Raw genomic sequence first — 21060 nt, 5'->3', positions numbered from 1 at the left:
ATGGATATTACCGAATTATTAGCGTTTAGTGTGCAACACAAAGCATCCGATTTACATTTATCGTCGGGTGTTTCACCTATGATACGCGTAGACGGTGATGTTCGCCGCATTAATATACCAGCACTAGAAGACAAAGACGTAAACAGTCTGGTTTACGATATTATGAACGATAATCAACGTAAGGACTATGAACAAAATCTCGAAGTGGATTTTTCTTTTGAAGTACCTAATTTAGCACGTTTTCGTGTGAATGCGTTTAACTCTAATCGCGGGCCTGCTGCTGTATTTCGTACCATACCAAGTGAAGTATTAACACTTGATGATTTAGGTGCGCCAGATATTTTTAAAACAATTTCTGACACCCCTCGTGGACTCGTATTAGTGACAGGGCCTACAGGCTCAGGTAAATCAACAACACTTGCCGCTATGGTTGATTACATAAATCAAAATAAACATCACCATATTCTCACCATCGAAGATCCAATCGAGTTTGTTCACGATAATAAATTAAGCCTTATTAACCAACGTGAGGTACATCGTGATACACACAGCTTTTCAAACGCACTTCGTAGTGCACTGCGTGAAGACCCTGATGTAATACTAGTAGGTGAGTTACGTGATTTAGAAACAATTCGTCTTGCAATGACCGCAGCCGAAACTGGCCATTTAGTATTTGGTACGCTGCATACTACTTCTGCACCAAAAACCATTGACCGTATTATTGATGTATTCCCAGGTGAAGAAAAATCGATGGTGCGTTCAATGTTATCTGAATCTTTACGTGCTGTTATTTCGCAAACTTTAATTAAGAAAGTAGGAGGCGGGCGAGTTGCCGCACACGAAATTATGATTGCAGTACCCGCGATTCGTAACTTAATTCGTGAAGATAAGATTGCACAAATGTATTCATCTATTCAAACCGGCGCGTCTGTAGGCATGCAAACAATGGATCAGTGCTTAACTAATTTAGTTAATCGCGGGATCATCACTACTGCCGCAGCGAAAGAAAAAGCACAAGACAAAACACAATTTGGTGGGTAATAAATTATTATGGCTTTATCTTTAAACGACTTTTTACTCATTATGATTGAGAAAAAAGGATCTGACTTATTTGTATCGAGTCAGCTACCTGTAAGTGCAAAAATAAACGGCGAGCTAACAGCCCTCAGTGACGATAGGCTTACAGATGAACAATCGCTTGAATTAGTTGAATCTGCAATGAGTGAAAAGCAAAAAGCAGAATTTCATGCAACAAAAGAATGTAACTTTGCGATTGCCACCGACGAAGGACGTTTCCGTATTTCTGCTTTTTGGCAGCGCGATAAAGCAGGCATGGTTATTCGCCGCATTGTGACACAGATACCTGATGTAAGTGAACTGGGTCTACCTTCTATTCTTACTGACGTAATTATGTCTAAGCGTGGTCTTGTATTGTTTGTTGGTGGTACTGGTACTGGTAAATCAACTTCACTAGCTGCGCTTATTGGCTACAGAAACCGTAATCAACGTGGTCATATACTGACTATTGAAGATCCGATTGAATTCGTTCATGAGCATCGCAAAAGTATTATTACTCAGCGCGAAGTAGGGCTTGATACCGAAAGCTTTGAGTCAGCACTTAAAAGCTCATTGCGCCAAGCGCCAGATGTAATCTTGATTGGTGAAATTCGCTCTCAAGAAACTATGGAATATGCACTAAGCTTTGCCGAAACAGGCCATTTATGTGTTGCTACACTGCATGCAAATAATGCTAATCAAGCAATAGATCGTATTATGCACTTAGTACCAAAAGAAAAACACGATAAGCTTAAGTACGACTTAGCACTTAACTTACGTGCAATTGTTGCTCAGCAATTAGTCCCTACTGCTGATGGCGAAAGCCGAGTTGCAGCTATTGAAATATTGCTTAACTCACCAATGGTTGCTGAACTGATCAAAAGTGGTGATATTGGCGGTATTAAAGAGGCAATGGCTAAATCGAAAGAAATGGGCATGCAAACCTTTGACCAAGCGTTATTTGAGTTGTATAAGCAGCAACGAATCAACTACGCCGATGCACTTCATCATGCTGACTCGCCAAATGATTTACGCTTGATGATTAAACTGCGTAATAACGAACAACAAGGCGCAGGCTTTTTACAAGGTGTAACGATAGATGGTTTAGATGGAAAAGACAGTAACTACTAAATGCTAAATGAAAAATAGAAAAGCGCCAAGTTGGCGCTTTTATATTTTATACGGCCTTATTATTCACCGTAACTAGATTCAAAAAAACTTTCTAAAATAATAACCGCAGACATATTATCTACGTTACCTTTGCCTAAGTTTTTATAGCCACCACTTTCAAAAAGTCGCGCTTTAGCATCCGCGGTCGTTAAACGCTCGTCTTGTGTTTGCACAGGAATGCCATAATGATTATGTAATCTGTTGGCAAACTTTTTTGCTTTAAAGGTAACCTCTTGTGACGTTCCATCCATATTTAGTGGTAAGCCAACAACCATTAAGTCAGGTTGCCATTGTGTCACTTGTACAGCAATATGCTCCCAATTAGGAATACCATCTTGTGCTTTTACAGCCTTAAGGCTAGAGGCGCTGCCTGTTAGCTCTTGCCCAATAGCAATACCAATACTTTTGGTGCCAAAGTCAAAGCCCATTACAGTGCGTTCGCCTTGCGGCTTAAGCGATTTTTTTGTCATGTGTATCTTGTTTAAGTTTACTAAAGGTTAAGTTAGTATTATGCGTGACCCGCTTCAGGGCTGAGTTGGCTAATATCAAAGCCCAACATTGAAACTGCTTTTTCCCATCGCTTTTCAACGGGAGTATCAAAAATGATCTTCGGATCGGCTTCTATGATCAACCAGCTGTTATCAAGTAACTCTTGTTCGAGTTGTCCTTGCTCCCACCCTGAATAACCCAGTGTAATAATAAATTGATCAGGTGCTTGTGCAGTGGTTAAGTTTGCTAACACGTCTTTTGAGGTAGTGATCATAATGTCACTACTAAGTTTTTGACTTGCAGAATAACCCGATTGAGGAGAGTGCAGTACAAAGCCACGGTCCGTTTTAACGGGTCCGCCTGCAAACACACTTACTTTTGCTGCGTTTTGAGTTTTGTCGTTATCAATATCTATTTTATCTAAAAGTTCGCCAACAGTTACATCAATAGGTTGGTTTATTACCAAGCCCATAGCCCCATCTTCGTTGTGCTCACAAATATAGGTAACAGCACGTTTAAAAAAAGGGTCTTGCATCGACGGCATCGCGATTAAAAAATGATTTTCTAATGATTGCATAGATTTCGCCCTTTTTAGTTAATGAACTTTGAGTATGGCACATACCTTTGTTTTTAAAACTAAAAAAGCACTTTCATACGGCTTAAAAATTAATAATCAACAATTATATTAAGATGTATAACACGAAAGTGCTTTTTAATAACGATAGGTAGGTGCTTATTTACCTAACTTTCTTTCAATGGCATCAAATAAAATACCTGTGATAGATATATCATAAGCCGCTTCAATTTCACGTACGCACGTTGGTGCAGTGACGTTAATTTCAGTTAATTTGTCGCCAATAATATCTAACCCTACAAATATTAAGCCTTTTTCTTTAAGCGTTGGTGCAACAGCCTGCGCTATTTTTAAATCTGATTCGCTAAGCGGGCGTGCTTCGCCTCGACCGCCAACAGCTAAATTACCGCGTGTTTCACCATTTTGTGGAATACGTGCTAAGCAATACGGAATGACTTCGCCATCAATAACCAATACGCGCTTGTCGCCTTGTTTGATCTCTGGGATGTAATTTTGCACCATAGCAAAGCGACTGCCATGCTCAGTTAGTGTTTCACAAATTACACCAATATTGGCATCGTCTTCTCTAAGGCGAAAAATAGATGCGCCACCCATACCATCAAGCGGTTTTAAAATAATGTCTTTATGCTCGGCTAAAAACTCACGAATTTGTTTTTGGCTGCGTGTAACTAATGTATCTGGCGTATGCTCGCTAAACCAAGCTGTAAATAGCTTTTCGTTCGCATCGCGAAGGCTTTGTGGCTTGTTAATTATTAACGTACCTTCTTGCTCTGCACGCTCTAAAATATAGGTCGCGTAAATGTATTCAGTATCAAAAGGAGGATCTTTACGCATTAAAATTACATCAAGGTCGGCAAGGGCTATAGTGGCTTTTTCTTCAAGCTCGTACCATTTTTCTGCATTGTTGAATACTTGCGCTTTAGACGCTGTAGCGTACGACTTACCTTTACGAAGTGATAAATCATCCATCTCCATATAATAAATTTCGTAGCCGCGTTCTTGCGCTTGCATCATCATTGCAAAACCGGTGTCTTTTTTGATGTTAAATCCACTAATTGGATCAGAAATAATACCTAACTTAATTGCCATGCGCTATGCCTTACTATAAATGTTACTGTTTATATGAGGGTGCTTTTAGTTATTTCAATTAGCTAAATCGCCAAATTGAAGTTGTAATGCACTTAAGACCGTTAAAGCGGCGGTTTCCGTTCGTAAAACGCGCGGGCCTAAGCGAATATCTACAAATTCTAGTTGTTTAGTTAGTGCCATTTCATCGTCGGTAAAGCCGCCTTCTGGCCCTACTAAAAAGCGTACACCATCTTTGGGTACGGTAATGGTTTTAATACTGTGCTCAGCACGAGGGTGAAGCGTGAGCTTAATTTCATTGGTTTGTTGTGCAAGCCACTGCTTTAAATCTACAGGAGGATGAATAATTGGTACAAAATTACGCCCAGATTGCTCTGCCGCTGCAATTGCTATTTTTTGCCATTGTTGGTGTTTTTTCTCAAGGCGATCGCCCATTAGTTTCACACCACAGCGCTGACTAAAAAGTGGGGTGATTTCGGTAATACCCAGTTCAACCGACTTTTGAATTGTAAAATCCATTTTGTCGCCACGCGAAACACACTGGCCTAAATGAATTTTAAGCGGGGATTCTACATCGTGAGGATTAAGCTCCAGCGGCATTACAATGACTGTTTTTTTTGTTACCTCAATTATTTCACTAAGGTATTCGCCGCCTTCGCCATTAAAAATAGATACATGCTCGCCTACTTTCATGCGCAGCACTCTGCCAATATGGCCAGCAGCATCGTCGTCTAAAGCTATAGGGGTATTTAGGGCAATACTCGATGTTTGATAAATATGAGGAACTCGCATAGGGCGTCACTTACTACTTAGCGTAAAAATATATACTGCTATGGTAAGTAAGCTGGCAGCTGTGCGCAATTATTTATTTTTATTAAGTTGCTCGGCGAGATCTATTAAATCTTGTGGTGTGTGCGCTATATCGTGGTGATTTTGCGAAGGTTCGGTTAATGTTTCGTCAGTAACCCGGCTTAGCGTATAGCCTGTATCATCAAGGTTTATTAAAAAGCGATCTTCATGTAACGAGTTATAAATAAAGCGCTGTTTATCACTTGCGAGTAAGTAATCGGCATTATTAATAAGTACACCATTTAAATTATGATGCTCTTTTAAATAGTTAATGAGTTCAGATACGCTAATTTCGTTTTCAAGGTCGCAATAACTATAGTCTTTAATAAGCTCGTCAAACATCATTTTTACTAGCTGGCGGGTATTACTGCCTGCTGCAATAAGCGTACTGACTTTTGTTTTGCCATTATTATTTACATAGTATTCGGCAAATGCTCGGCTAAATTCGTTATCTATGTCGATTAGCAAGTAGTTCGTGGCTTCAAGTGGCATGGGGCCTCGTTGCATCTAAGCAAAGTAATTACCTTAATACTTAAATGCAAACGACTTAATCGTTGAACCTTTAGTAAAGGCCTAAAGAGAAAACATACTAATAAGTAAATAACCAATAGCACAAAAAACAGCAAACTCGATACATGCAACACCAATGTTATCTTGGTGGTCTATTTCAAGCGCCGTATCAATATTTGGTAAAGAGATAACTTTTATTATATACGTTAAGCTGTAAAGTAGTATCCACATTACACCGCAATGCATAACGAGTGTAAATATGTTTTCTACCATTTTACCGTTTTGAAATGCAGCACTAGATAAACCAGCGTACACAGCCAGTGCTAAACCAATTGATTTACCTGCGTACCTTATTCCAATAGACGTATTTTCTAGGTTGAAGTTACTTTGTAGTGAAGCACCTTGATTTGCTTTTGCAAAACGGTGCTCTCGTATTTTACTATCAAGTGCAAACATTCCCTGAAGTGTAAAAAAGCTAACGCAAGCAATAAGTAAGTTACTAAACCCTTGGGTATGTGTCCACGTGTATAAACCAAGTGCAATAATACAGTTGGCGATTAACATGCCGGAATCCACCAGTGCTGCACATACATTTTGCTTTAGTATTGCGGCTTCTTCATTAAACCTGTGGAGTATCCATTTTCTATGAATTAAATGGCCCACTTTTATAAAAGTGAATAAAAGAATAATAATAATTAACACTTTTAATGGATTGGATTGCGCGGTGCTAATGCTTATTTCATCAAACAAAAAGGCCATAGTGGCTATTACAACTGATATTTCAGATGCGAAGCTAATACCCATGGCAAAGTTGTCGTGTTGCGCAAGTTCATCTTTAAGCGCTTGTTTTGCTTTGATTTGAGTGACAACTCGTAAACTAAAAATAGTTATACAAATAACCGCAAAACTAATGGCAATCGCAATAAAACTAGTGTTAGATAAAGACAAATATGACATGGTGATCCTAATTAAGTTAACCTTTCTAGGTTTTAGTCATTCTAGTACGGTTATTGATGATATAAAAGAGAGGATTGATGAGTACCGTAAAGCAACTTCCTATTCAATTACAAAAACTTGGCTTAGAGCGCTTCGAACAATTATATCCACAGCAAAGTAATGAAAGCGAAGTTATACGATTACTCGCCTTGAGCGACTTTGCTTGGCGCTGTTTAGAATCACAACCTGATTTAAATACTTGGCTATTATGCAAAGACGAAATACAAAATAGAGTAATAGATTCTCCTTTTAAAAACCTTAATTTAGCTGACATTGATGAAGTGCAGTGCCATAAAGTACTTCGCCAATATCGTGAAAAGTACTGGCTTAAAGTCGCCTTTTTAGATTTATGCTGTAATAACCCCATTGCAGATAGCATTAATTACATAAGCCAACTGGCTGATATGCTAATTAATAGTGCCAACCAATGGGCGCATGCAGAGGTGGCTAAAGTAAATGGTGAGCCGCTTGATGAGCAAAATCAAGCAATGCCATTAATGGTTTTAGGGATGGGGAAGCTCGGTGGACAAGAGCTAAATTACTCCTCTGATATTGATCTTATTTTTGCATATCCGCGCAGTATAAAAACTCAAGGTGGCCGCAGAAGCCTTGAGGCCCAAGTATTTTATACCAAAGTTGCACAAAAGCTCATTGCATCACTTAACCAAGCCACCGGTGACGGACAAGTATTTAGAGTTGATATGCGCTTGCGCCCGTTTGGCGAAAGTGGTCCTTTGGTTATGAGCTTTAACGCTATTGAAGATTACTACCAAGAGCAAGGTCGCGATTGGGAGCGCTACGCAATGTTAAAAGGGCGCTTAATTGGCACGCCTAATAAATATTGGGATGAATTTATTAAGCTTTTAAAGCCGTTTGTTTATCGCCGGTATATTGATTTTTCGGTGATTGAATCACTGCGTAAAATGAAGCTAATGATTGCACAAGAAGTGCGCCGAAAGCGCTTAACTAATAATATAAAGCTCGGTGCTGGTGGTATTCGTGAAGTTGAATTTATAGTGCAAGCCCTACAAATGGTACGAGGTGGGCGAGAGGCTAATTTACAAACTCAATCACTACTTAAAGCATTAAATGAGCTGGCGCTCAACCAAGTTATTGATGAGCAAGAAGCAAGCGAGCTTAAGCGCAATTATCTTTATTTACGAAAAGTTGAGCAGTACTTACAAATATTTGATGATCAGCAAACGCAAACACTTCCCGATGATGAATTAAATCAACAGCGTTTAAATTTATTATTAGAACAAGCCGATTTTGATGCCACTTTAAGCACTATTGAAAAAGTGATGAAGCAAGTTAACGGTGAGTTTGCACTCGTTATTGGCGAGGAAACTGCGCCACTTGATACCTGTGAAGGCGCATTTATTAGTGCTTGGGATCATGGCGATGTGAGCTTTTTAAAAGAAGCTAGAGATGAATGGCAAACACCCCTTAACGATTTTAAATTAAGGCTTTCTAAGGTAAATATAGGTAACCGAGGGCGTGACACTCTTGATAAATTAATGCCTGTTTTATTAAGTCAGTTAAATGACTTTAATGCCAGCGCAGCTGCTTTTACAATGGTTTGCCAAATTTTTAATAAAATAATTTCACGCACTGCTTATTTAGAATTACTGTACGAAAACCAAGGTGCGTTAAAGCAACTCGTTTTACTGTGTTGTCATAGCAAATGGATAGGCGAGCACATTTCTCGCTACCCTATATTGCTTGATGAGCTAATAGATCCGGCGGTTCTTTATAAACCGACACCATTAACGGCTTATAAAGATGAAATAAGACAGTATTTTTTACGAATAGAGCATGACGATTTAGAACTACAAATGGAGTCGCTTAGACAGTTTAAGCAAACACATCAATTACGAATTGCAGCCGCCGATGCAACCGGTGTTCTAGATGTGATGAAAGTAAGCGATCACTTAACAGTACTGGCTGAAGCGATTGTTGATCAAGCTGTTAATATTGCATGGCATAACACTGTTAAGCGTTTTGGCATGCCCCCTGGCACTGATGACGAAAACAAAGGCTTTGCTGTTATTGCATATGGTAAAACAGGCGGCTTAGAAGTAGGGTACGACTCAGATCTAGATTTGGTGTTTGTACACAATCATGATGGCTCAAGCCAAACAAATGGTGAAAAACCGATAGATTCTCGGCAGTTTTATTTAAAGCTCGCTCAGCGCTTAATGCATTTGTTTAATACTCGTACTGCTTCAGGCATTTTGTATGAGCTCGATACACGGCTTCGCCCTGAAGGTGCATCGGGTTTACTGGCTATCAATCTAGAGAGCTTTAATCACTACCAGCAAACTCAAGCATGGACGTGGGAGCATCAAGCACTTGTTCGGGCTCGTCTGATTTTAGGTCAAGATGATCTGATAGAGCGTTTTTCACAAATTCGTAAAAACATACTTAGTCAAAAACGCGACGATGCCGTATTAAAAGCAGATGTGATAAAAATGCGCGAAAAAATGCGCAATCATTTAGCGAAAGGAAATACTGAGCAATTTGATTTAAAACAAGATATTGGTGGTATGGCTGATATTGAGTTTATTACGCAATATTTAGTACTTAAACACGCTAATGAATTTGAGCAACTTACCGTTTATTCAGATAACGTGAGGATATTAACGGATGCAGCAAATATAGGGTGCATTACCAAAGAGCAAAAACAGCAGTTGATCAAAGCGTATATTGATTATCGTTCACGCTACCATACACTTAGTTTAAATCAACAAGGTCGGTTGATATCGCGTTTAGAGCTTGAAAATAATATTAATAATGTTAAATCCATTTGGGAGAACATATTTTTATCAAAATAGTTCGCAAATTTATTTTTGCGCTATTTATTAGATAACGCTATATATCAATCCGCATAATTATATAAGAGTAACTTATTTTTAGAGTTATTATAATTAGCAGTAATACTTAATCAATTTAAGGGACTAACCTGATGTTTACTGTGTTAAAAATCTCTGATGCAGGACAACTAAATAACGAAGTTTTTGCCTTGTTATCGTCAAGGCTTTTTTAGTTCAAAATAGACCACTTAATTAAGTGAATTGGTATCAAGTAACTATTTATATTCAAACGGATTTATCTCACAGTTATACGGTTAACCTAATACAATTAGAACGTACGAATTCAGAGGGTAATTCAGTGATTATAGCAGCACGTTGTTTGTAACAAAAAAAGGTGTAAACTTCATTTACAAAATCATTATTTATAGAACGACTAACTTTATACAAAGTAGTTATGAAGTCCCCATCCACTCTGAAATGATCTTTAACAACATAGTCTTTATCTAAATACCAATAAAGTATGATGTTCTCTTTTTTTGCGTAGTCAGTTAAAACTTCTTTAAGAGTAAAGCCCCTTTCAAAGCGTCTTGCCTTCGTTTCTCCAACCCAGTTAGCTGACATGGGATCTACGGTTCGTCCTCTTGCACTTAAAACTCGATCTAAACTTTGTTCTGGCTTGCTCAAATCAAGTACGTACTTATCACGTTCTTTATCTTCATTTATTTTACTGCGGATAGACTTATAGAATCGAGATAAGCCGTTTGCAGCTGCATTTGTAGAGTTTTTAAAGTTAACTACAGAATCACTATTTAGAATAAAATAAAGAGCGCAAGTAATTAAAGCAACTCCTATCATTATATGTTTAATCCAAGATAACATAATCGTTGTTCTTCTTATTTTGTTATTTATTACGCTATATATACCATTACTTTTTATAAAAAGAAGGGGTATTTTTATCAGGTCGAGTTTTAAAGCGACGGTGCAGCCACATGTATTGTGCAGGAGCTGCATTTATACACAGCTCTACGCGTTGATTAACGCGTGTTACATCAGCTTTATCATCACCACTTGGGAAGTTTTCAAGCTCAGGCACTACTTCTAAATGATATTTACCATTTTCGTCTCTGTAGCTTATTAAGCTCATTGTTTCGCAATTTTTGCTACCAGCAAACATAAGTGTTCCGGTGGTGGTGGCTGTATCGGGAACTGCGTAAAATGGAACAAATTCACAGCGGTGACGGCCGTAATCTTGATCAGGTAAGTAATAACAGACCTTTTTATTTTTTAATGATTTAAGTAAACCTTTTACATCTTTTCGGCCAATTAGGTATTCGTTAGAACGAAGGCGCCCATTAGTTGTAAAGTATTCCATTAGGGCGTTATTGTGAGGACGATAAAAGCCCAAACCTTGGCATTTTAGCCCCATTACACGACTAGTCATTTCAAGATGCAAGATATGGGGTACAAGTAATAAAATACCTTTACCAGAAGCTTGTACGCGCTCAAAATGCTCTAAACCTTTGATAGAGCCATATACACTTTTAACTCGCCACTGCGGCCACCACCATGCCATGCCAGTTTCGACCATTGCAATGCCGGTATTTTCCATATTTTTGAGCACGAGATCTTTTTGATCTGCTTCGCTCATATCAGGAAAACACAGTTTTATGTTTACTTCTGCAATATGGCGGCGGCGTTTCATAAACTTATGAACTAAGCGGCCAAGTTGTTTACCCATCGCCAACTGTAGTTTTTGTGGCAACCAAGAAATTAAATATAAAAATAGAACGCCAACCCACGTTAACCAGTATCGAGGGCCTAAAAAAGATGCTTTAAAAGGAGATGAAGTGACCACAAAAATCTCTCTGAGAATAAAAATGATAGTTTAACGCTAAGCGCTGTAAAATACAAAAAGCCAGCATTTAGCTGGCTTTCAATGTGTTCATACTACACGAGTAATGATATTTAAGCGGCTTTTAAACCTTGGTTTATAGCCACTAAATCTTCACTTGTTAGTGTGCCCGCAGCTTGTTTTAAGCGAAGGGTAGATAACACATAACGGTAACGTACATCAGCAAGGTTACGCTTTGCATCGTATAAGTTTTGCGTACTTACTAGTACGTCAACAATGGTACGCGTACCTACTTCAAAACCAGCTTCAGTTGCTTTAAGGGCACTTTGAGCTGAAACAACGGCTTGCTCTAGCGCTTTGTAAGTAGCAATATCTGAAACAACTTGATTATAAGATGTAATCACTGTGCGAGTTACTGCACGGTAATTTGTTTCATAGTCTTGGCTAGCACCTACGTAAAATGCACGTGCTTGATTTGTTGCAGCAACTGTTGCACCACCTGAATATAAAGGTACGCTAAAGTTAAGCCCTACAGAGCTTGAGTCTGAACGTGGTTGATCATCAAAGTTAGCGCCATTTATTTGATTGTCTGTAAGAGAATCACCATAATTTGCACTTAGTGTTAGCTTTGGATAATGACCCGCTTTAGCTAATTCAATTTGATCTTTTGCAATATCAACCGTTACTTTAGACACTTGCAGGTTGATATTTTTATCTTCAGCTACTTTAACAAAGTCGCTTGAGCGCTTAGTTGGTTTAGTTGTTGAGAAAGTATCTGTATTTAAAAAGTCTAATTTTTCGTGGTATTTACCTGTAATCTCACGAAGTTGCTCACGTGCTGTTTCTACAGCATTACCTGCAATAATTTCTTGAGCTACTGAGTTATCAAACTGAGCTTGCGCTTCGTGTACGTCTGTAATTGCTGTTAAGCCTACCGCATAACGTTGTTTTGTTTGCTCAAGTTGACGTGCAATTGCACGTTTTTCAGCTTCAACAAATTCAAGGTTATCACTGGCACTTAATACGTTAAAATAACCTTCAGCAACGCGTACAATTAAGTTTTGTTTAGCTGCATCGTATAGGCCACTTGCTTGAAGTGCTTGTTTATCGGCAATATCTAACGTATTCCATGCACCTAAATCAAACAATGTTTGGCTTAAACTTACACCACGAGAGAATTGGTCTGTGTCACTTTCAACTTTTACTAGGTTAGATAAGTCGCCAACGCTTTCGTACGACGTTGCATCGCTTTTTGTATAACCCATAGTTAAACCAATTTGAGGTAATAGTGCACTCATCGCCAAATCGCTTTGATAAGACTGCGCATCGGCTTGGGCTTTTGCTTTTAGCACAGTAGGGTCGTTAGCTGTTGCTATTTCAAAAACTTGTAGTAAATCTTCAGCTTTCACTGCTGTTGCACCTAGTGCGCATGATAAACTAACTAGCGCCGCAAGAATGTTCTTTTTCATGTGGGGTTCGGTCCTTAGACAATTTTTGTACTAAAAGCATGTTAACCTGTTTTACTCCATAACAAAAAAAATAATTAGTAAAACAGTATGTTCAAGTGTAACAGAATATATTAACGCATTTTAAAGCTTTAGATAAGTAGGGGGTAGCTACGTGATTGATAAAAAACTCGTTCAATTTACACATAAAGATGTAGATTTGAGGCCAACAAAAAACCTTTATAAAGGTTTTTTTCAGGTTGATTTATACCAGTTTGAACATGCTCTTTTCGCAGGTGGAAAATCTAAAGTAATTAGCCGAGAAATATTAGAACGTGGCGATGCCATTGCAGTACTCCCTTACGACCCAATATCAGATACTGTTCTTTTAATTGAGCAAATACGTATTGGCGCTATTAAAAGCAAGCATTCGCCTTGGCTACTAGAGTGTATAGCCGGAATGACAGACGGCAGTACGGATTACGAATCAGTTGTAAAAAAAGAAGCGTATGAAGAAGCAGGGCTTGAATTAACTGAGCTTGAATTTATGCTTTCGTACCTATCAAGCCCTGGTGGTACAACTGAGCGCTTACATTTATATTTAGCGCGTGCTGACTTAAGCCAAGTAAAATCAGGTGTATATGGTCTTGAAACTGAAGGGGAGGATATAAAAACTCACATTCTATCGGTTGATGATGCGCTAATGCGCCTCAATAATGGTGAAATGGATAATGCGGCAACGGTTATTTGTATGCAGTGGCTTGCGCTTAATCGCGAAAAAATGGCAAACAAATGGGCATAAATTTTTACTAAAACTATTACTTAAATTATGGCGGTACTTTGACAGCACAATTAGCAGCAAAGCGATATATTCAAAACCTCCCAAAGTATTTAACACTTTGTGAGCATAACTATGTGCGACTATTAAAGTTGTTACCGAGCGAGCGCAATATAGGAAGCATTCGTGAAGTAAAACTTGGCAACAGTGAGTTTGCTACAAAAATTGATGGCAGCGCAAAATACACTATGGATATTTCAATTAAGCAGCTAACAGGAATGGTTAAAGGGATTACGCCGCTGTATTTAACGGTGCGCTTGTATCACGATGCCAAAGTGGCTGAAATTGTTCATCACGATTACCATCAACGCATAAAACCATCGTACGGATACCCCAACCCTAAAATGCATCAAAAAGATGAAAAGTATCAACTTAATGCTTTTTTATACGACTGGTTAGTGGCCTGTGTAGAGCACGGGCAAGCAACATTAAATTGGGATGTAAATAATGGCTTGGTTTGATGATACATATACATTTGATAAATCATCTTTGTGCATTGCGCATATTACCGACAGCCATTTATTTGCAGACAAAAGCGGTGAGTACTTTAGTGTAAATACCGCAGCTCATTTTGAGCAAGCCTTAGCGCACATCGCTAAGCAGCCAATAGACTGCATTATTTTTGGTGGCGATTTAACGCAAGATCATAGCTTTGAATCGTACTTACTATTTAGTGAACTTATAAATGCCAGTGACATTGCTTGCCCTGTATTTTGGGTGCCAGGTAATCATGATGAACTAGCAATGCTTAGTCGCATAAGTGGTGGGCAAATAAATTCGGCTAAACATATTATTGCCAACGGGGTTGAGCTGCTTCTTATCAATTCTAAAGGGCCTACACCCGCAGGATGGGTTACTGGCGCGCATTTAGATGAAATAACGGATACTTTAGTCAACTCGAGTAATAGTAAAGTTATATTTTGTCATCATAATCCGCTGCCAATAAATGGCTATCTTGATAAGCACTTATTAGAAAATGGTCCACAGCTTTTAAATATCTTAGTTAATAGTAATAATGTATCTGCGCTTTTTCATGGTCATGTACATAATGATTATGAACAAAGTTTTAGAGGGCTGCCTATATATGCGACCCCAGCCAGCTCAATACAGTTTGTAAAGCACACTCCAGAGTGGGAGCAAAAAAATGCAGGGCCAGCTTACAGAATGCTAAATATAAAGAGTAAAAAAGATAAAGTTGAAGTAAAAACGGAAGTGGTATGGCTAAACGCGTAATTTATATTCATGGCTTTAATAGTTCACAAAAATCATATAAAGCTGTGCGCTTTGGTGAGCTTATGGCAAACTATGACGTTGATTATTGTGTACCGAACTTAAACCACGAGCCCCTACAAGCTATAATTGAGCTTGAGCAATTACTAACGCCAAATACCGTTTTATTAGGTAGCTCGTTAGGTGGTTTTTTTGCCACGTATTTATCGCAGCGTTATCAAATTCCTGCAGTGGTCATTAATCCCGCGGTCGCACCCTATAATTTATTACAGTCGTTACTTGGACCTAATTATAATCCGTATCAAGATTATCATTACGATTTAAATAGCAATCATATTGAGGCACTTAAATTACTCGCTGTAGATAAATTAGCATCCCCTGAGTTACTGTACTTATTACAGCAAACAGGCGATGAAGTGTTGAACTTTCAACACGCAGTAAAATATTATTCACAATGTAAGCAATTGATAGAATTTGGTGGCGATCATAGCTACGTTGAATTTGAACGCACCTTTGCAAGTATTGTAGATTTTCTTAAAATCACGTAAAACTAGTTAACCTAAACAAAGGTTAGTTACTATATTAACGCTTTAGCGCATATAACAATAAAACTAGTAAAACGTATTAGAGCCTTAGCGGATATAAAGACAAAAACTATGAGTGATCAAAATTATAACGCCGAAGCCATTGAAGTACTTAATGGATTAGATCCGGTAAAACGACGCCCAGGGATGTACACAGATACAACACGTCCCAATCATTTAGGCCAAGAGGTTATCGATAACAGTGTCGATGAAGCTATGGCGGGTCATGCTACTCGTATCGACGTCATACTTCACGAAGACAATTCGCTTGAAGTAAGTGATGACGGACGTGGTATGCCTATTGATATTCACCCAGAAGAAGGTATCCCTGGGGTTGAATTGATCTTCACTAAATTACACGCCGGTGGTAAGTTTTCTAATAAAAATTACCAATTTTCGGGTGGTTTACACGGTGTAGGTATTTCGGTAGTAAATGCGTTATCTACGCGTGTAGAAGTAACAGTAAGACGCGATGCTCAGCAATTTAGAATGGCATTTGAAAGCGGCGATAAAGTAGAAGACTTAAACGTAATTGGTACTGTTGGTAAGCGTAACACCGGCACTACGGTTCGTTTTTGGGCTGATGTTAGCTACTTTGATTCACCAAACTATTCAATTACCAAGCTTAACCATTTATTAAAAGCCAAAGCGGTTTTGTGCCCAGGGCTACGTATTAAGTTTGTTAATAAGCAAACAAAAGAAACCCAAGAATGGTTTTACGAAACAGGCTTAAAAGATTATTTAGTTGAAGCCGTTAAGGGTTTTGAAACATTACCGCAAGACCCATTTGTAGGCGAATTTAAAAGTTCAATTGAAGGCGCTGATTGGGCTGTTGTATGGCTGCCAGAAGGTGGCGAATCAATAGCTGAAAGCTACGTAAACCTTATTCCTACCGCGCAAGGTGGTACGCATGTAAATGGTTTACGCCAAGGCTTGCTTGAAGCAATGCGTGAATTTTGTGAGTTTAGAAACTTACTCCCTCGTGGTGTAAAATTAACGCCTGATGACATTTGGGATCGTTGTAGTTACGTGTTGTCGGTTAAAATGCAAGACCCTCAATTTGCCGGTCAAACAAAAGAAAAACTATCATCACGCTCGTGTTCTGCGTTTGTATCAGGGGTTGTAAAAGACTCGTTTAGTTTATGGTTGAATGAACATACAGATACCGCAGAATTATTAGCTGAGTTATGTATTTCAAATGCGCAAACTCGCTTGCGTGCAGCTAAAAAAGTAGTGCGTAAACGTGTTACTGCAGGCCCTGCTTTACCGGGTAAACTAACAGATTGTAGCGCTGCAGATAACGACCGTACCGAATTGTTTTTAGTGGAAGGTGATTCTGCTGGTGGCTCTGCTAAACAAGCACGCGATCGTGAGTTTCAGGCAATTATGCCGCTACGAGGTAAAATTTTAAATACTTGGGAAGTTGAGTCAGGCCAAATACTCGCATCACAAGAAGTACACGATATTTCAGTGGCACTGGGTATTGACCCCGAGTCAACAGATATGTCGGGACTGCGTTACAATAAAATTTGTATATTGGCCGATGCTGACTCCGATGGACTACATATCGCAACACTTTTGTGTGCACTGTTTGTTCGCCATTTCCCAGAGTTAGTAAAAACAGGGCATGTGTATGTAGCAATGCCGCCATTATTTAGAATAGATATTGGTAAAGAAGTTTATTACGCACTTGATGAAGAGGAAAAAACCGCTATTTTGGCACGTATAGAAGCCGAGAAAAAACGCGGAAAAGTAAACGTACAACGATTCAAAGGTCTGGGTGAAATGAACCCGTTACAACTTCGTGAAACCACGATGGATCCAAATACACGACGTTTAGTGCAGCTTACGCTTGATGAAGAAGTGGAAACCATGGAAATGATGGATATGCTGCTTGCTAAAAAACGATCGCCTGATCGTCGTCAATGGTTAGAAGATCATGGTAACAAGGCACTCGTTTAATTACCTGTGCTTAACACTAGGAGAGGCGAATGAAAAAACTACTAGGAAGTTTACTGTTGCTCGGGCTGACTACCGCTCCTGTAATGGCTAAAAATATACTCGATAAGCTCACAGTAGCACCGGGATTTGAAATAAGCTTATTTGCAAATGATGTAGAAAATGCACGTCAAATAGCCGTTTCAAAAAAAGGTATTGTGTATGTTGGCTCTCGTAAAGCGGGCAACGTATATGCGCTTATTGATCATAATAGTGATGGCGTAGCAGATAAAAAAATTGTTGTGGCTAAAGGCCTAAACATGCCCTCTGGCATAGCAATTAAAGATGGCGATTTATATGTAGGCGAAGTACATCGTATTATTCGCTTTAAAAATATTGATACCCAATTAAAAGATCCAAAGTTTGACGTGGTCTATAACAAGCTACCGAGCGAGCGTCATCATGGTTGGAAATTTTTACGTTTTGCACCAACGGGGGAGTTAATCATTCCGGTGGGTGTGCCATGTAATATTTGTGCTGAGGATGAACGTTTTGGCCGTATTTTTGCGCTTGATGTAGACACAAAACAAATAAAAACAATAGCCAAGGGTGTTAGAAACACCGTCGGTTTTGATTTTCATCCAGCTACTCAAGCTTTATGGTTTAGTGATAACGGTCGCGACATGATGGGTGATGATATTCCACCTGATGAATTAAACCGCGTAACGCAAGATGGTGAGCATTTTGGTTTTCCGTATGTTCATGCCGGTGCCATTATTGATCCTGAGTTTGGTGAAGGCAAAAGCATTGCAGATTACACGTCGCCAGCTCTTGCACTTCCAGCGCATGTAGCGCCATTGGGCATTCATTTTTATAACGGTAAGCAATTTCCAGCAAGCTATAAGCAACAATTATTTGTTGCTGAGCATGGCTCATGGAACCGTTCTAAAAAGTCAGGTTATAAAGTAGGGCTGGCAACAATTGAAGTAGGTCGCGTAACTAAATATACGCCATTTATTACTGGCTTTATGAAAGATGAAACAACATTTGGACGCCCTGTTGCATTTGCAGAATTAGGTGACGGCAGTCTGTTAGTAAGCGATGATTACGCCAATGTAATCTACCGTGTAAGCTATAAGAAAAACTAGGTAAGCTTTAATGAGTGATACAGATACCTTGCTAATGCAAGGAATTGAGCAACAAACAATGGGGCGTTTTACCGAAGACGCCTATTTAAACTATTCCATGTACGTAATCATGGATCGTGCCCTACCGCATGTAGGTGACGGCCTAAAGCCAGTACAACGTCGTATTATTTATGCGATGAGCGAACTGGGTTTATCGGCTAACGCTAAGTACAAAAAATCAGCCCGTACCGTGGGTGATGTACTCGGTAAATACCATCCACATGGCGACAGCGCATGTTACGAAGCAATGGTATTAATGGCGCAGCCGTTTTCTTATCGCTACCCATTGGTAGACGGGCAAGGAAACTGGGGCGCGGCAGATGACCCTAAATCGTTTGCAGCAATGCGTTATACCGAAGCGCGTTTATCTAAGTTTTCAGAAGTACTATTAAAAGAGCTTGGCCAAGGCACCGTTGATTGGACACCAAACTTTGATGGCACAATGGATGAACCTGTAGTACTGCCTTCTCGTTTACCGCATATTTTACTAAACGGTATAACGGGTATTGCCGTAGGTATGGCAACTGATATTCCGCCACATAACGTACGTGAAGTGGCTAGTGCATGTTGTTTATTACTTGATAAACCAAAAACAGAGCTTGAAGAATTACTTGAGCTTGTACATGCACCAGATTACCCAACAGATGCTGAAATAATTACCCCAAAAGCCGATATTCATAAAATATATAAAACCGGTCGTGGGTCTATTAAAATGCGTGCGGTTTACACCGAAGAGCATGGCGATATTGTAATTACAGCACTACCGCACCAATGCTCTGGTGGTAAAGTTCTTGAGCAAATTGCAGCGCAAATGAACGCTAAAAAATTACCAATGATTGCCGATTTACGTGATGAGTCAGATCACGAAAATCCAACACGCATTGTAATTATTCCGCGTTCAAACCGCATTAAAGCTGAGCCATTAATGGCGCACTTATTTGCAACTACCGATCTTGAAAAAAACTACCGTGTAAACTTAAACATGTTGGGGCTAGATGGCCGCCCGCAAGTTAAAGATTTACGCTGTATTTTAAGTGAGTGGCTAACATTTAGACGCGAAACAGTGCGTCGTCGTTTGCAGTATCGCTTAGATAAAGTATTAGCGCGTTTGCATATTTTAGAAGGTTTATTAGCCGCCTTTTTAAATATTGATGAAGTAATTGAAATCATCCGCAGCGAAGATAAACCAAAGCCAGTATTAATGGAGCGCTTTGATTTAACTGATACTCAAGCAGAAGCCATTTTAGAATTAAAACTTCGTCATTTAGCAAAACTTGAAGAGTTTAAAATTCGTGGTGAGCAAGACGAACTAGCTAAAGAGCGTGATAAATTAGCGCAAATATTGGGCTCAGAACGTCGTATGTCGACACTGCTTAAAAAAGAAATTCAAGAAGCCGCTGAAATGTACGGTGACGATCGTCGCTCACCAGTGATTGAGCGTTCAGAAGCGAAAGCGCTTAACGAAAAAGATTTAATTCCATCAGAGTCAGTTACTGTAGTGCTATCAGATAAAGGCTGGGCACGCGTTGGTAAAGGTCATGACTTAGATGTACAAGGCTTAAATTACCGCTCAGGTGATGCCTTTAGAGCCTCGGCTCGTGGTAAGAGTAATCAACCAGCTGTATTTTTAGATTCAGCAGGGCGGGCGTTTGCAACCGATGCGCATAGCTTACCTTCGGCGCGTAGCCAAGGGGAGCCAATGACAGGTCGTTTTAACTTAACACCAGGTGCTAATTTTGAGCATGTGGTAATGAGTGAAGACGAGCAAGTATTGCTTATGGCGTCAGACGCAGGTTACGGCTTTATTACCGACTTTAAAGACTTAGTGAGTAAAAATAAAAATGGTAAAGCGTTGGTAAGCGTCCCTAAAGGTGGAATATTACTTTCTCCTATTAGAGTGAACGATGTTGCTAGCGATTACTGTATGGCTATTTCTAACGAAGGTCGCATGCTTTTATTCCCACTGCGAGACTTACCAAAATTAGGTAAGGGTAAAGGTAATAAAATCATTTCTATACCAGGAGCTAAAGTACAAGCCCGCGAAGAGTTTGTAAAAGTGCTTGCTGTTGTGCCCCAAGGAAGCAGTGTTACGCTTCATGCTGGCAAACGTAAACTAACACTTAAACCAAGCGATTTAGAGCATTATCATGGTGAACGAGGGCGTAGGGGTAATAAACTGCCACGTGGCTTACAACGTGTTGACGAAGCCGTTGTTGAGTTAACACCTCAAGATGATGAGCCTGTAGAAGTAATTAATGAAGAATAATTGATTACTTTTATATGATTAAAAACGGTCTGCATTTGCAGGCCGTTTTTGTTTTAAAACCATTTTAAAGCAATATTAAAACAAGCAGCTTAAATATTTCAGCGTACACTTGTGCGCTATAGACTCGTTTGTGTCACAAAATAACGCTATAATAAC

Annotated in this window: 19 protein-coding genes; 10 read left to right on the top strand and 9 right to left on the bottom strand. The window is 39.3% G+C overall.

The genetic code is table 11. The annotated features are described in order from the left end of the window. Together PX700_RS03390 and PX700_RS03385 are read left to right on the top strand one after the other, a co-directional pair. Positions 1-1041: a type IV pilus twitching motility protein PilT gene (locus PX700_RS03390; protein WP_415637527.1), complete on the top strand. Its 1041-nt coding sequence runs from the start codon at positions 1-3 to the stop codon at positions 1039-1041. A gap of 9 nt (positions 1042-1050) precedes the next feature. After that, positions 1051-2187: a PilT/PilU family type 4a pilus ATPase gene (locus tag PX700_RS03385; RefSeq protein ID WP_479519857.1), complete on the top strand. Its 1137-nt coding sequence runs from the start codon at positions 1051-1053 to the stop codon at positions 2185-2187. A gap of 59 nt (positions 2188-2246) precedes the next feature. On the opposite strand, the gene ruvX is transcribed toward PX700_RS03385, so the two are convergent. From ruvX to PX700_RS03355, 6 genes are all read right to left on the bottom strand, one after another. Beyond that, positions 2247-2696 (bottom strand): Holliday junction resolvase RuvX, encoded by a 450-nt coding sequence (gene ruvX / locus PX700_RS03380; protein ID WP_479519856.1) that lies wholly within the window; start codon positions 2694-2696, stop codon positions 2247-2249. 38 nt (positions 2697-2734) lie between these two features. Beyond that, the gene (locus PX700_RS03375) at positions 2735-3292 is read right to left on the bottom strand and encodes a YqgE/AlgH family protein (RefSeq protein WP_479519855.1); all 558 of its coding nucleotides are present in this window, start codon (positions 3290-3292) and stop codon (positions 2735-2737) included. 156 nt (positions 3293-3448) lie between these two features. Beyond that, a complete protein-coding gene (gene gshB / locus PX700_RS03370; protein WP_024590680.1) occupies positions 3449-4399 on the bottom strand; it encodes a glutathione synthase in 951 nt (316 codons plus the stop codon). 54 nt (positions 4400-4453) lie between these two features. Then, positions 4454-5188: a 16S rRNA (uracil(1498)-N(3))-methyltransferase gene (gene rsmE / locus PX700_RS03365; protein ID WP_479519854.1), complete on the bottom strand. Its 735-nt coding sequence runs from the start codon at positions 5186-5188 to the stop codon at positions 4454-4456. Positions 5189-5257: 69 nt separating this feature from the next. Further along, positions 5258-5737: a hypothetical protein gene (locus PX700_RS03360; protein WP_479519853.1), complete on the bottom strand. Its 480-nt coding sequence runs from the start codon at positions 5735-5737 to the stop codon at positions 5258-5260. Between the two features lie 81 nt (positions 5738-5818). Then, complete coding sequence (locus tag PX700_RS03355) at positions 5819-6712, bottom strand: DUF350 domain-containing protein (protein ID WP_415637533.1); 894 nt, start codon at positions 6710-6712, stop codon at positions 5819-5821. Positions 6713-6789: 77 nt separating this feature from the next. On the opposite strand from PX700_RS03355, the gene glnE reads away from it, so the two are divergent. Continuing rightward, positions 6790-9585 (top strand): bifunctional [glutamate--ammonia ligase]-adenylyl-L-tyrosine phosphorylase/[glutamate--ammonia-ligase] adenylyltransferase, encoded by a 2796-nt coding sequence (gene glnE / locus PX700_RS03350; RefSeq protein WP_479519852.1) that lies wholly within the window; start codon positions 6790-6792, stop codon positions 9583-9585. Positions 9586-9870: 285 nt separating this feature from the next. Here glnE and PX700_RS03345 read toward each other — a convergent pair whose 3' ends face one another. The 3 genes from PX700_RS03345 to tolC all read right to left on the bottom strand — a co-directional run bounded on the left by PX700_RS03345 (position 9871) and on the right by tolC (position 12885). Further along, complete coding sequence (locus PX700_RS03345; protein WP_415637535.1) at positions 9871-10443, bottom strand: TcpQ domain-containing protein; 573 nt, start codon at positions 10441-10443, stop codon at positions 9871-9873. A gap of 46 nt (positions 10444-10489) precedes the next feature. Further along, the gene (gene lpxL / locus PX700_RS03340) at positions 10490-11419 is read right to left on the bottom strand and encodes an LpxL/LpxP family Kdo(2)-lipid IV(A) lauroyl/palmitoleoyl acyltransferase (RefSeq protein ID WP_479519851.1); all 930 of its coding nucleotides are present in this window, start codon (positions 11417-11419) and stop codon (positions 10490-10492) included. A gap of 110 nt (positions 11420-11529) precedes the next feature. Next, positions 11530-12885, bottom strand: a complete 1356-nt coding sequence (tolC, locus tag PX700_RS03335; RefSeq protein WP_415637537.1) for an outer membrane channel protein TolC — start codon at positions 12883-12885, stop codon at positions 11530-11532. A 151-nt stretch (positions 12886-13036) separates the two neighbouring features. Here tolC and PX700_RS03330 point away from each other — a divergent pair, with 151 nt between their 5' ends. The 7 genes from PX700_RS03330 to parC all read left to right on the top strand — a co-directional run bounded on the left by PX700_RS03330 (position 13037) and on the right by parC (position 20904). Continuing rightward, positions 13037-13663 (top strand): ADP-ribose diphosphatase, encoded by a 627-nt coding sequence (locus PX700_RS03330; protein WP_479519850.1) that lies wholly within the window; start codon positions 13037-13039, stop codon positions 13661-13663. A gap of 38 nt (positions 13664-13701) precedes the next feature. Beyond that, the gene (locus PX700_RS03325; RefSeq protein ID WP_479519849.1) at positions 13702-14160 is read left to right on the top strand and encodes a DUF1249 domain-containing protein; all 459 of its coding nucleotides are present in this window, start codon (positions 13702-13704) and stop codon (positions 14158-14160) included. Beyond that, positions 14147-14932, top strand: a complete 786-nt coding sequence (locus PX700_RS03320; RefSeq protein ID WP_479519848.1) for a metallophosphoesterase — start codon at positions 14147-14149, stop codon at positions 14930-14932. The genes PX700_RS03325 and PX700_RS03320 overlap by 14 nt, the downstream gene beginning before the upstream one ends. Continuing rightward, on the top strand, positions 14917-15477 hold the full coding sequence (locus PX700_RS03315; RefSeq protein WP_415637540.1) for a YqiA/YcfP family alpha/beta fold hydrolase: 561 nt from the start codon (positions 14917-14919) through the stop codon (positions 15475-15477). Before PX700_RS03320 ends, PX700_RS03315 begins: the two co-directional genes overlap by 16 nt. A 108-nt stretch (positions 15478-15585) precedes the next feature. Next, positions 15586-17475, top strand: coding sequence for a DNA topoisomerase IV subunit B (gene parE / locus PX700_RS03310; protein WP_479519847.1), 1890 nt, complete (start codon positions 15586-15588; stop codon positions 17473-17475). Positions 17476-17504: 29 nt separating this feature from the next. After that, positions 17505-18599: a PQQ-dependent sugar dehydrogenase gene (locus PX700_RS03305; RefSeq protein WP_479519846.1), complete on the top strand. Its 1095-nt coding sequence runs from the start codon at positions 17505-17507 to the stop codon at positions 18597-18599. A gap of 10 nt (positions 18600-18609) precedes the next feature. Further along, positions 18610-20904: a DNA topoisomerase IV subunit A gene (parC, locus tag PX700_RS03300; RefSeq protein WP_479519845.1), complete on the top strand. Its 2295-nt coding sequence runs from the start codon at positions 18610-18612 to the stop codon at positions 20902-20904. Positions 20905-21060 lie beyond the last annotated feature (156 nt).

The organism is Pseudoalteromonas sp. TP27 (genome assembly GCF_056470645.1).
This window is presented reverse-complemented; position numbering and strand designations above follow the sequence as displayed.